We start from the raw sequence: 12,239 nt of genomic DNA, 5'->3' as shown, positions 1-12,239 counted from the left end.
ATGCCTGAAGAACGAAATCTGGAAGGTAAGACCCTGCTATTGGTTGACGGTTCGAGCTATCTGTATCGGGCTTACCATGCGATGCCTGATCTGCGTGGCCCTGGCGGGGAGCCGACCGGAGCGCTCTACGGAATCATCAACATGCTGCGCCGTATGCGCAAGGAAGTCAGTGCAGAGTATAGCGCTTGCGTGTTCGATGCAAAGGGCAAGACGTTTCGTGACGACCTTTATGCCGACTATAAGGCAAACCGCCCGTCGATGCCGCCCGATCTCGCATTGCAGGTCGAGCCGATCCACGGCGCGGTGCGCGCGCTCGGCTGGCCGCTGCTGATGGTCGACGGCGTCGAAGCCGACGACGTGATCGGCACGCTCGCGCGCGAAGCCGAGCGGCACGGGATGAACGTGATCGTGTCGACCGGCGACAAGGACCTCGCGCAGCTCGTGTCCGACCGCGTCACGCTCGTCAACACGATGACCAACGAGACGCTCGACCGCGACGGCGTGATCGCGAAGTTCGGCGTGCCGCCCGAGCGGATCATCGACTACCTCGCGCTGATCGGCGACACCGTCGACAACGTGCCGGGCGTCGAGAAGTGCGGGCCGAAGACGGCCGTGAAGTGGCTGTCGCAATACGACAGCCTCGACGGCGTGATCGAACACGCGGGCGAGATCAAGGGCGTGGTCGGCGACAACCTGCGCCGCGCGCTCGACTTCCTGCCGCTCGGCCGCACGCTCGTGACCGTCGAGACGGCCTGCGATCTCGCGCCGCATCTCGAATCGATCGAGGCGTCGCTGAAGACGGACGGCGAAGCACGCGACCTGCTGCGCGACATCTTCGCGCGCTACGGCTTCAAGACGTGGCTGCGCGAAGTCGAGAGCGCGCCCGCCGAAGGCGGCGGCGCCGATGCGCCGGAGGGCGACCCGGCGCCAGTGATCGCGGCGGACATCGTCCGCGAATACGACACGATCCAGACCTGGGCGCAATTCGACGCGTGGTTCGCGAAGATCGATGCGGCCGCGCTGACCGCGTTCGACACCGAAACCACCGCGCTCGACCCGATGACCGCCCGCCTCGTCGGCCTGTCGTTCTCGATCGAGCCGGGCAAGGCCGCGTATCTTCCGGTCGCGCATCGCGGCCCCGACCTGCCCGAGCAACTGCCGATCGACGAGGTGCTCGCGCGCCTGAAGCCGTGGCTCGAATCGGCCGATCGCAAGAAGGTCGGCCAGCACCTGAAGTACGACGCGCAGGTGCTCGCGAACTACGGCATCGCGCTGAACGGCATCGAGCACGACACGCTGCTCGAATCGTACGTGCTCGAATCGCATCGCACGCACGACATGGACAGCCTCGCGCTGCGTCATCTGGGTGTCAAGACGATCAAGTACGAGGACGTGGCCGGCAAGGGCGCGAAGCAGATCGGTTTCGACGAGGTGGCGCTGGAGCAGGCCGCCGCGTATGCGGCCGAAGATGCGGACATCACGCTGCAGCTTCACCAGGCGCTGTATCCGCAGGTCGCGCGTGAAGCGGGCCTCGAGCGCGTGTATCGCGACATCGAGATGCCGGTGTCGCTCGTGCTGCGCAAGATGGAGCGCACCGGCGTGCTGATCGACGACGCACTTCTGCAGGCGCAAAGCACCGAGATCGCGACGCGCCTCATCGAGCTCGAGGGGCAGGCGTACGAACTGGCCGGCGGCGAGTTCAATCTCGGCTCGCCGAAGCAGATCGGCCAGATCTTCTTCGAGAAGCTGCAACTGCCGGTCGTGAAGAAAACGCCGAGCGGCGCACCGTCGACCGACGAAGAAGTGTTGCAGAAGCTGGCCGAGGATTACCCGCTGCCGAAGCTGCTGCTCGAGCATCGCGGGCTGTCGAAGCTGAAGTCGACCTACACCGACAAGCTGCCGCGCATGGTGAATCCGGCCACGGGCCGCGTGCACACGAACTATGCGCAGGCCGTCGCGGTCACGGGCCGGCTCGCGTCGAACGATCCCAATCTTCAGAACATTCCGGTGCGCACGGCCGAAGGCCGACGGATCCGCGAAGCGTTCATCGCATCGCCCGGCCACCGGATCGTGTCGGCCGACTATTCGCAGATCGAACTGCGGATCATGGCGCACATCTCCGGCGACGCGTCGCTGCTGCGCGCGTTCGCGCAAGGCGAGGACATCCACCGCGCGACCGCGGCCGAAGTGTTCGGCGTGACGCCGCTGGAGGTCAACTCCGACCAGCGCCGGATCGCGAAGGTGATCAACTTCGGGCTCATCTACGGGATGAGCGCGTTCGGCCTCGCGTCGAACCTCGGCATCACGCGCGATGCGGCGAAGCTCTATATCGACCGCTACTTCACGCGCTACCCGGGCGTGGCGCAGTACATGGAAGACACGCGCACGACGGCGAAGGAGAAGGGCTACGTTGAAACCGTATTCGGTCGTCGCCTGTGGCTGCCGGAGATCAACGGCGGCAACGGCCCGCGCCGTCAGGCCGCCGAGCGCGCGGCCATCAATGCACCGATGCAGGGCACGGCGGCCGACCTCATCAAGCTGTCGATGATCGCGGTGGACGACTGGCTCACGCGCGACCAGCTCGCGTCGCGGATGATCATGCAGGTGCACGATGAACTGGTGCTCGAGGTGCCCGACGACGAACTGTCGCTCGTGCGCGAGAAACTGCCGGAAATGATGTGCGGCGTGGCGAAGCTGAAGGTGCCGCTGGTCGCCGAAGTGGGCGCCGGCGCGAACTGGGAAGAGGCACACTGACGCACCCCCGTGCGATTCCCGCTTCCCGCGGCATATTGTTGCAGGGATGCTGAATATCGAGATGGTTTGCTTGTGGTCAACGCGCAAGCTCCCGGACAATGCAAGTGAGTCGGGTCATTGTCGTGGGGGCGGCGCGGCCCGCGTTCCGGAATCGGCGCATCGAAGTGTTTCGAACTGCACATCGATGATGTCCGAACCGGTTAATCCAACGGGCGGCGCGAATGCATGCGTGTGCATCGTCCGGCGGCAGCAGTTTCGAATCGCAAAGGGGGAATCAGATGCATCGGATCATCATCGTAGGCGGAGGCGCGGGCGGCCTGGAACTGGCGACGCGGCTCGGCGACCGTTACGGCGCGCGCGCCAATCGTCCTGCACGTGCGCTCGTCACGCTCGTCGACCGCAATCCGACCCACATCTGGAAGCCATTGCTGCACGAAGTCGCGGCAGGCAGCATGGACCCGTTCACGCAGGAACTCGAATATGCGGCGCAGGCGCGCTGGCATGGCTTCGAGTTTCAGCAGGGCGAGCTCACCGCGCTCGACCGCGCGGCCAAGCGCATCACGCTGTCGCCCGTCAACGACAGCGACGGCGAGGAACTGCTGCCCGCGCGCGACCTGGAATACGACACGCTGGTGATCGCGATCGGCAGCACGACGCACTTCTTCGGCGTGCAGGGCGCGGCCCAGAACGCGATCGCGCTCGATACGGTCGGTGAGGCCGAGCGCTTCCGCAAGCGCTTGATCGCCGCGTGCATGCGCGCCGAGCACCAGGCGCCGGCGCAGCCCGCGCCGGGTGCCGCGGCCGAGCCGCGCATCCAGGTCGTGATCGTCGGCGGCGGCGCGACGGGCGTCGAGTTGTCCGCCGAGTTGCGCAATACCGCGCAGGTGCTGTCCGTGTACGGGCTGCACAAGCTCGACCCGCGGCACGACGTCGGCATCGTGCTGATCGAATCGGGACCGCGGATTCTCCCGGCGCTGCAGGAGCGCGTGTCGACCGCAACGGCCGAACTGCTCGAAAAGCTCGGCGTGCGACTGATGCTGGCCGAGCGCGTGACGGAGGTCGCGCCCGGCGTCGTGCACACCGCGAGCGGCAAGGCAGTGCGTGCGGATCTCACGGTCTGGGCGGCCGGCATCAAGGCGCCGTCCGTGCTGTCGCATCTCGACGGCCTGCAGGTCAACAAGCTCGGCCAGCTCGACGTGCGCCGCACGCTGCAGACCTTCACCGACGACAACGTCTTCGCGCTCGGCGACTGCGCGGCATGCGCATGGCCCGGCAACGAACGCAACGTGCCGCCGCGCGCGCAGGCCGCGCATCAGCAGGCGAGCTTTCTGTTGAAGGCGATCGGATGCCGGCTCGACGGGCGTCCGCTGCCCGAGTTTACGTATCGCGATTTCGGTTCGCTCGTGTCGCTCGGCCACTTCAGTGCGGTCGGCAACCTGATGGGCGGGCTGATCGGCGGCAACATGCTGATCGAAGGGCTGTTCGCGCGGTTCATGTACATGTCGCTGTACCGGCTGCATATCGCGGCGCTGCACGGCTATCCGCGCATGATGCTCGATACGGTCGCGCACTGGCTGCGCCGCACGACGCTGCCGCGCGTCAAGCTGCACTGACCGCGGTTCGTGCGCCGCGCGGGCAGGGAATGCGCATCGAGCGCGTTTCCTGCCCGTTGTCTTTTCCGGCGCCGAATGACGCACATGCGCGTGCCGGGCCCATGCGCCGCACGTCTTTCGTTTCAGTCCGCAAGCATTTCGATCGCGTCACGGACGCGCGTTGCGCGCATGCCGCACATGGGCGGAAGGCTCGGTCGGCGGCCATCGATACCGCGGTCGATGTGATGGGATCGCACCGTCGTAATCGAGTCTTACACATCTGACAGTTGACGCGACAACGGATTATTGGGCATCTTGTCCGGGTTTCCGCTTGCGGCGGGGTGCCAACCGCCGCGACATCCGCGCCGTCCGCCGGCGCGATGCCCCGTCAGGTCGGATCCGTGGCCGTGACGGCGGCGCCCAATCGAGGAGTGCATTCATGTTGAAACCCGAAGTCGACAGCCTGGTTCCCCACGTTCCGTTCTCGCGCCGCAAGTTCATGCAGGCCGCGCTGGGCGGCACCTTCGCGGCGGCCGTGCTGCCCGTGTCGGCGCAGACCATCACGACCGACAGCGCCGGGCTGGACGTCGACACCGTCGAGATCCGCTCGGGCGACGCGAGCATCCCCGCGTATCGCGCGCAGCCGGTCGACAAGACGAACCTGCCGGTCATCATCGTGATCCACGAGATCTTTGCCGTGCACGAGCATATCGCCGACGTCTGCCGTCGCTTCGCGAAACTCGGCTATCTCGCGATCGCGCCCGACCTGTTCGCGCGTCAGGGCAATGCGTCGAAGTACCCGACGATCCAGGCGCTCATCGACAACATCGTCAGCAAGGTGCCGGACCGCCAGGTCACCGAGGATCTCGATGCGGCCGTCGCGTGGGCCGGCAAGAACGGCGGCGACCTGTCGCGTCTCGGTGTGACGGGGTTCTGCTGGGGCGGTCGTCAGGCGTGGCTGTATGCGGAGCACAATCCGCACGTGCGTGCCGCCGTGGCGTGGTACGGATTCGTCGAGGGCAAGACCGACGAGATGACGCCGTTCAATCCGGTCGATCATGCGGCGTTGCTGAAGGTGCCGGTGCTCGGGCTGTACGGCGAGAAGGATACGAACATCACGCAGGCGTCGCTGGCCCACATGCGCAAGGCGATCCAGACGAGCGACTCGAAGCTCGCGCGCCAATCCGAGATCGTCGTGTATCCGGATGCCGGTCACGCATTCTTCGCCGATTACCGGCCGAGTTACGTGAAGGGCGACGCCGAGGACGGCTGGAAGCGGGCGATCGAGTGGTTCCACAAGTACGGCGTGATGTAAACGACAAGCGGGGCGGCAGATGCCGCCGCGTGATCTTGCGCAGTGCCGGTGTTTACGGCGTCGGGCCGGTCGCGATCGGCCGCGACGGATCGGCGCTCCATTCGCTCCACGAGCCCGGATACAGCGATGCGCCATGCAGCCCGGCGATTTCGAGCGCGAGCGCGTTGTGGCATGCGGTCACGCCGGAGCCGCATTGCAGGATCACGCTGTTCGGTTCGGTGCCGGCCAGCAGTGTGGTGAACGTTTCGCGCAGTTCGTGGCCGGTCTTGAAGCGGCCGTCGGCGTTCAGGTTGTCCTTGAAGAACCGGTTGCGTGCGCCGGGGATGTGGCCGCCGACACGATCGATCGTTTCGTTTTCACCGCGATAGCGGTCGGGCGCGCGCGCATCGATCACGACGCGCTTGGCCGACGTCACGTTCGCGAGCACGGCTGCCGCGTCGACCGTCGATTCGAGCGGGGCTGCCGCCCGGAAGTCGCCGGCGGGCGGGTGCGGCACGTCGGTGGTCAACGGCTGCCCGGCCGCTTCCCATGCCTGCAGGCCGCCGTCGAGCACGGCGATCGAGTCGTGCCCGAGCCAGCGCAGCAGCCACCACAGGCGCGCCGCATAGGCGCCGCCGTGTGCGTCATAGACGACCACCTGCTGGCCCTGCTTGACGCCGCGGCTGGCCATTAGCGTCGCGAATGCGTCGCGGGTCGGCAGCGGATGGCGGCCGTTGGTGCCGGTCTTGCGGCCGGACAGGTCGCGATCGAGATGAAGATACTGCGCGCCCGGGATGTGTCCGGCCGCATAGGCGGTTTCGCCCGCGGCCGAATCGGCGAGATCGAAGCGGCAGTCGAATACGGCGACGCTGCCCGGCGCCGCGGCCAGACGTTCGGCGAGATTGGCTGCGGAGATGAGCGTGGTGTAGTGGGTGTGTGGCATGACGGCTCCCTGGAAGTGCAAACGGCCTGATACTCCAAGTCTAAACAAAAAAAGACGGGCCGAAACCCGTCTTTTCATATGCCGAATGCGATGCGGCGCCCGGAGCGCCGCGCGCGCTCAGAGATCGCCGAGGTGGCGGCGCAGGAACTCGTGGAAGTGCTGCATGCCGTCTTCCATCGGGCTCTGGTACGGCCCGACCTGCGATTCGCCGCGTGCCATCAGTGCACGACGGCCGGCGTCCATCCGCATCGCGATTTCGTCGTCTTCGACGGCCGTCTCCATATAGGCGGCGCGCTCGGCCTCGACGAACTCGCGCTCGAACAGCGCGATTTCCTCGGGGTAGTAGAACTCGACGATATTGGTCGTCTTCTGCGGGCCGCGCGGAATCAGCCACGACACGACGAGCACGTGCGGATACCACTCGATCATCAGGCCCGGGTAATAGACCATCCAGATCGCGCCGAATTCCGGCGGCACGCCGTTGCGGAACTTGAGCACCTGCTCGTGCCACTTCTGGTAGGTCGCGCTGCCCGGTTTCGCGAGGGCGTTGTGCACGCCGACCGTCTGCACGCTGTACCAGTCGCCGAACTCCCACTTGAGATCGTCGCACGACACGAAACTGCCGAGGCCCGGATGGAACGGGGCGACGTGGTAATCCTCGAGGTAGACCTCGATGAACGTCTTCCAGTTGTAGTCGCACTCGTGCACTTCGACGTGATCGAACTGGTATTCGGAGAAGTCGAAGTGATGCTTCGTGCCGAGGTTCGCGAGATCGCGCGCGACGTTGCGGCCTTCGGCCTCGAACAGCAGCCCCTGCCAGTTCTGCAGCGGGCTCTTGCCGAGATTCAGGCACGGTTTGTCGGGGAAGTGGGGGGCGCCGAGCAGCTCGCCTTCCAGATCGTACGTCCAGCGGTGCAGCGGGCACACGATGTTCTGCGCGTGGCCACGCCCGTTGAGCATGATCGCCTGGCGGTGACGGCACACGTTCGACAGCAGTTCGATCTGGTTCGTCTGGTTGCGGACCAGCACGCGGCCTTCCTGCTCGGACGGCAGCGCGAAATAATCCCCCGCCTCGGGCACCATCAACTCGTGCCCGATGTAACGAGGTCCTTTCTTGAAGAGGGTTTCGATCTCGCGCTCGAGTAGCGCCTCATCGAAATATGCAGTGACTGGAAGCTGGCTGTGAGCCGACTTCAACTGAAGCGCGTCGCTCAGATTGGACATTCCCACTCCCGGTGTTAGCGTGAAAGCAGTGAACAACCCAACCATCGAAAAATCGATTTAGGGAAACGGGCAATTATACCCGGTTCGCCTCGCAAGGCTAGGATTAAGTGCCTGATTTGTGTCAATTTTTTGTCGGGAGACAATCGGGCGGCGCACACTGTGCATTGAAGATGGGGCCGGAATTGTGCCGGGCTGGTCAAGTCGGCAGATCGGAGAATTCTCTTTTGCCGTAGAATGTCCGACTTGTTTTGAAATTTGACACCCTCGTCCATGGCGAAAACCGCATCCCCAGGCGCCACGCCGTCCGGCAATGGCCCAGAACCGTTGCCGGACAATTACGAGATGGCGCTCGCGGAACTCGAGACGCTGGTTGCCCGGATGGAAGGCGGCGCGTTGAGCCTCGAGGATTCGCTCGCTGCGTATCGCCGCGGTGCGAACCTCGTTGCGTTTTGCCAACAGCAGCTCGAGAAAGTGGAACAGCAGGTTCGCGTGCTCGACGGCGCGACGCTGAAGCCGCTTTCGTCCGGAACGGCCGCCACGGACGGCGAAGACGACGATCTATGACATTCGAACAATGGATGCGGTCCGTGCTTGACCGTGTCGAGGACGCACTCGGCCACTATTTGCCGGCCGAAAACGTGGTGCCCACGAAACTCCACGAAGCGATGCGCTACGCGGTCCTCGGCGGCGGCAAGCGCGTTCGCCCGCTGCTGTGCCATGCAGCCGGCGAACTGACCGGTGCGACGGAAGCGGCGCGCAACGCGGCGGCGGCGGCGCTGGAGATGATCCACGTCTATTCGCTCGTGCACGACGACATGCCGTGCATGGACGATGACGCGCTGCGTCGCGGCAAGCCGACCGTGCACGTGCAGTACGACGAGCCGACGGCATTGCTGGTCGGCGACGCGCTGCAGTCGCAGGCATTCGTCGCGCTGACCGACGTCGATGCGCTGTCGCCGGCGCAGCAGGCCGCGCTCGTGCGCGAGCTGGCGCTCGCGAGCGGCTCGATCGGCATGGCCGGCGGGCAGGCGATCGACCTGGCGAGCGTCGGCTTGAAGCTGACGCGCGAGCAGCTCGAGACGATGCACCGGATGAAGACGGGTGCGCTGCTGCGCGCGGCCGTGCGGATGGGTGCGCTGGCCGGCGATCCGCCGTCGGCGGAAACGCTGGCCGCGCTCGACGTCTACGCAGGGGCCGTGGGCCTGGCCTTCCAGGTCGTCGACGACATTCTCGACGTCACGACCGATTCGGCGACGCTCGGCAAGACGGCCGGCAAGGATGCGGCAAACGACAAGCCGACCTACGTATCGATCCTCGGCCTCGACGCATCGCGTGAGCTCGCAGCCCAGCTGCGCGCCGAAGCACACGATGCGCTGAAACCGTTCGGCGCACGCGCACAGCGTCTCGCCGAACTTGCCGACCTGGTGGTGAACCGGGTCAGCTGACGCGAAGCCCGCCGCTGCGCACACGCTTACGGTGCGTGCAATAGAATGCGGGCGCGTTTGATTTCCTACAATGGAACGACGATGTACGACTTGCTGAAAACCATCGACGACCCGGCGGATTTGCGCCGCCTCGATCGTCGCCAACTCCAACCGCTCGCGGATGAACTGCGCGCGTTCGTGCTCGACAGCGTGTCGAAGACGGGCGGCCATTTGTCGTCCAACCTCGGGACGGTCGAGCTGACGATCGCGTTGCACTACGTGTTCAACACGCCGAACGACCGGATCGTCTGGGACGTGGGGCACCAGACCTACCCGCACAAGATCCTGACGGGTCGCCGCGACCAGATGCATTCGCTGCGCCAGTACGACGGCATCTCGGGTTTCCCGCGCCGCAGCGAGTCCGAATATGACACGTTCGGCACCGCGCATTCGAGCACGTCGATCTCGGCGGCGCTCGGGATGGCGATCGGCAGCCAGCTGAACGGCGACGACCGCTTCTCGATCGCGGTGATCGGCGACGGCGCGATGACGGCCGGCATGGCGTTCGAGGCGATGAACAACGCGGGCGTGTCGGAGGATGCGAAACTGCTCGTGATCCTCAACGACAACGACATGTCGATTTCGCCGCCGGTGGGCGCGCTGAACCGCCATCTCGCGCGCCTGATGTCGGGCCGCTTCTATGCGGCCGCGCGGGCTGGCGTCGAGCGCGTGCTGAGCGTGGCGCCGCCGGTGCTCGAACTCGCGCGCAAGCTCGAGGAGCATGCGAAGGGCATGGTCGTGCCGGCCACGCTGTTCGAAGAGTTCGGCTTCAACTACATCGGTCCGATCGACGGTCACGATCTCGATTCGCTGATCCCGACGCTGCAGAACATTCGCGAACTGCGCGGCCCGCAATTCCTGCACGTGGTGACGAAGAAAGGCCAGGGCTACAAGCTCGCCGAAGCGGATCCCGTGCTCTATCACGGCCCCGGCAAGTTCAACCCGGCGGAAGGCATCAAGCCGTCGCCCACGCCCGCGAAGAAGACGTACACGCAGGTGTTCGGCGAATGGCTGTGCGATGAAGCCGAGCGCGATTCGCGCGTCGTCGGCATCACACCCGCGATGCGCGAAGGCTCGGGCATGGTCGAGTTCGAGAAGCGCTTCAAGGATCGCTACTACGACGTCGGTATCGCCGAGCAGCACGCGGTGACGTTCGCGGGCGGCCTCGCGACCGAAGGGCTGAAGCCCGTCGTCGCGATCTACTCGACGTTCCTGCAGCGTGCGTACGACCAGCTGATCCACGACGTCGCGCTGCAGAACCTGCCGGTCGTGTTCGCGATCGACCGCGCGGGCCTCGTCGGCGCCGACGGTGCGACGCACGCGGGCGCGTACGATCTCGCGTTCATGCGCTGCATCCCGAACATGACGATCATGGCCGCGTCTGACGAGAACGAATGCCGCCAGATGCTGCACACGGCGCTTCAGCAGCCGAACCCGACCGCGGTGCGGTATCCGCGCGGGGCCGGCACGGGCGTGGCGACGGTGAAGGAATTCACCGAGATCCCGCTCGGCAAGGGCGAAGTGCGTCGCCGTACGTCGCAGCCGGAAGGCAAGCGCGTCGCGATTCTCGCGTTCGGCACGATGGTCGCGCCGTCGCTGGCAGCGGGCGAGGAGCTCGACGCCACGGTCGCGAACATGCGCTTCGTGAAGCCGATCGATGCGGCGCTCGTGCGTGAACTCGCCGAGACGCACGACTACCTCGTCACGGTCGAGGAAGGCTGCGTGATGGGCGGTGCGGGCTCGGCCTGCGTCGAAGCCCTGATGGAGAGTGGGGTTATCCGACCCGTAATACAATTGGGCCTCCCTGACCAGTTCATCGATCACGGCGACCCCGCGAAGCTGCTGGCGCAATGCGGCCTCGACGGCGCGGGCATCGCGAAATCGATTCGCGAACGCTTCCTGAGCCCGGCGGCCGACGTCGCCGGCCAGGCGAAGCGCGTCGCGTAAGCTGGCGCCGCCCGCGGGCGGCGTCGGTGCGACTGGCGCAACCGGTCTACATCGATGCGGAAAACATGGGCCTGCGGGCCCATGTTGCTTTTCCGGCTGCCGCGTGACGCGGCGTGCGCGTCGTCGAACGCGCGGCTTACAAGGATTGAACAAGATGAACCAGATGAATCCCGCCTTCGTGATGCCCGACGTGCAGAGCACGGTGGATACCCGCCAGATTCCGATTCAGCGCGTGGGCGTGAAGGCGGTTCGGCATCCGTTGACGGTGCGCACCGAGAGCGGCGACGTGCAGCCGAGCGTCGGCGTCTGGAGCCTCGACGTGCGCCTGCCCGCCGATCAGAAGGGCACGCACATGTCGCGCTTCGTCGCTCTGCTCGAAGAGAGCCGCGAGCCGCTGACGGTCGAGCGCTTCCGCGCGATGCTTGCGTCGATGCTCGTGAGGCTGGAAGCCGAGGCCGGCCGCATCGAGGTCACGTTCCCGTACTTCGTGAACAAGACGGCGCCTGTGTCGGGCGTGCAGAGCCTGCTCGACTATGAAGTGACGCTCGCGGGCGAAAGCCGCAACGGCGAAACGCGCCTGTTCCTGAAGGTGCTCGTGCCGGTGACGAGCCTGTGCCCGTGCTCGAAGAAGATTTCGCAGTACGGTGCGCACAACCAGCGCTCGCACGTGACGATCGACGCCGAGCTCGCGGCCGACCTGCCGGTCGAGGCGCTCATTCGCATCGCGGAAGAAGAGGCGTCATGCGAGCTGTGGGGCTTGCTGAAGCGTCCGGACGAGAAGTTCGTCACGGAGCGTGCGTACGAGAACCCGAAGTTCGTCGAGGATCTGGTGCGCGACGTCGCGCGGCGTCTCGATGCGGACGAGCGCGTGGTTGCGTACGTGCTCGAAGCCGAGAACTTCGAGTCGATCCACAATCACAGCGCGTATGCGCTGATCGAGCGCGACAAGCGACACGCCGCGTAACGCTGCATCGTTTTGCCGCTGCAATGAAAAATGGCCG

Annotated in this window: 9 protein-coding genes; 7 read left to right on the top strand and 2 right to left on the bottom strand. The window is 65.7% G+C overall.

Going from position 1 to position 12,239, the window contains the following annotated elements; translation table 11 throughout:
• From polA to SB786_RS10925, 3 genes are all read left to right on the top strand, one after another.
• Entirely contained in the window at positions 1-2,754 is a 2,754-nt protein-coding gene (gene polA, locus SB786_RS10935) for a DNA polymerase I (protein WP_410727462.1), read from the top strand.
• 278 nt (positions 2,755-3,032) lie between these two features.
• Positions 3,033-4,367 carry an NAD(P)/FAD-dependent oxidoreductase gene (locus SB786_RS10930; RefSeq protein WP_410727461.1) on the top strand — a complete coding sequence of 445 codons (1,335 nt, stop codon included), beginning with the start codon at positions 3,033-3,035 and terminating at the stop codon, positions 4,365-4,367.
• Between the two features lie 418 nt (positions 4,368-4,785).
• Positions 4,786-5,661: a dienelactone hydrolase family protein gene (locus tag SB786_RS10925; RefSeq protein WP_410727460.1), complete on the top strand. Its 876-nt coding sequence runs from the start codon at positions 4,786-4,788 to the stop codon at positions 5,659-5,661.
• Positions 5,662-5,713: 52 nt separating this feature from the next.
• Here the strand turns inward: SB786_RS10925 and SB786_RS10920 are convergent, their stop codons facing one another.
• Together SB786_RS10920 and SB786_RS10915 are read right to left on the bottom strand one after the other, a co-directional pair.
• On the bottom strand, positions 5,714-6,583 hold the full coding sequence (locus tag SB786_RS10920) for a sulfurtransferase (protein ID WP_410727459.1): 870 nt from the start codon (positions 6,581-6,583) through the stop codon (positions 5,714-5,716).
• Positions 6,584-6,700: 117 nt separating this feature from the next.
• Positions 6,701-7,807 carry an aromatic ring-hydroxylating oxygenase subunit alpha gene (locus SB786_RS10915; RefSeq protein ID WP_006760429.1) on the bottom strand — a complete coding sequence of 369 codons (1,107 nt, stop codon included), beginning with the start codon at positions 7,805-7,807 and terminating at the stop codon, positions 6,701-6,703.
• A 270-nt stretch (positions 7,808-8,077) separates the two neighbouring features.
• On the opposite strand from SB786_RS10915, the gene SB786_RS10910 reads away from it, so the two are divergent.
• The 4 genes from SB786_RS10910 to folE2 all read left to right on the top strand — a co-directional run bounded on the left by SB786_RS10910 (position 8,078) and on the right by folE2 (position 12,202).
• Positions 8,078-8,371, top strand: a complete 294-nt coding sequence (locus tag SB786_RS10910) for an exodeoxyribonuclease VII small subunit (protein ID WP_410727458.1) — start codon at positions 8,078-8,080, stop codon at positions 8,369-8,371.
• Positions 8,368-9,252, top strand: a complete 885-nt coding sequence (locus SB786_RS10905) for a polyprenyl synthetase family protein (protein WP_410727457.1) — start codon at positions 8,368-8,370, stop codon at positions 9,250-9,252. Before SB786_RS10910 ends, SB786_RS10905 begins: the two co-directional genes overlap by 4 nt.
• An 81-nt stretch (positions 9,253-9,333) precedes the next feature.
• Positions 9,334-11,238 (top strand): 1-deoxy-D-xylulose-5-phosphate synthase, encoded by a 1,905-nt coding sequence (gene dxs, locus SB786_RS10900; protein WP_006760426.1) that lies wholly within the window; start codon positions 9,334-9,336, stop codon positions 11,236-11,238.
• A 154-nt stretch (positions 11,239-11,392) separates the two neighbouring features.
• The gene (gene folE2, locus SB786_RS10895) at positions 11,393-12,202 is read left to right on the top strand and encodes a GTP cyclohydrolase FolE2 (protein WP_410727456.1); all 810 of its coding nucleotides are present in this window, start codon (positions 11,393-11,395) and stop codon (positions 12,200-12,202) included.
• Positions 12,203-12,239: the final 37 nt, after the last annotated feature.

This window comes from Burkholderia sp. SIMBA_062 (assembly GCF_046534765.1).
GTDB classification, from domain to species: Bacteria; Pseudomonadota; Gammaproteobacteria; order Burkholderiales; family Burkholderiaceae; genus Burkholderia; species Burkholderia ambifaria.
This window is presented reverse-complemented; position numbering and strand designations above follow the sequence as displayed.

Excerpts from the sequence above, each read along its gene's own strand:
- polA (WP_410727462.1), top strand. The coding sequence starts at position 1 with ATGCCTGAAGAACGAAATCTGGAAGGTAAGACCCTGCTATTGGTTGAC.
- SB786_RS10930 (WP_410727461.1), top strand. The coding sequence starts at position 3,033 with ATGCATCGGATCATCATCGTAGGCGGAGGCGCGGGCGGCCTGGAACTG.
- SB786_RS10925 (WP_410727460.1), top strand. The coding sequence starts at position 4,786 with ATGTTGAAACCCGAAGTCGACAGCCTGGTTCCCCACGTTCCGTTCTCG.
- SB786_RS10920 (WP_410727459.1), bottom strand. The coding sequence starts at position 6,583 with ATGCCACACACCCACTACACCACGCTCATCTCCGCAGCCAATCTCGCC.
- SB786_RS10915 (WP_006760429.1), bottom strand. The coding sequence starts at position 7,807 with ATGTCCAATCTGAGCGACGCGCTTCAGTTGAAGTCGGCTCACAGCCAG.
- SB786_RS10910 (WP_410727458.1), top strand. The coding sequence starts at position 8,078 with ATGGCGAAAACCGCATCCCCAGGCGCCACGCCGTCCGGCAATGGCCCA.
- SB786_RS10905 (WP_410727457.1), top strand. The coding sequence starts at position 8,368 with ATGACATTCGAACAATGGATGCGGTCCGTGCTTGACCGTGTCGAGGAC.
- dxs (WP_006760426.1), top strand. The coding sequence starts at position 9,334 with ATGTACGACTTGCTGAAAACCATCGACGACCCGGCGGATTTGCGCCGC.
- folE2 (WP_410727456.1), top strand. The coding sequence starts at position 11,393 with ATGAACCAGATGAATCCCGCCTTCGTGATGCCCGACGTGCAGAGCACG.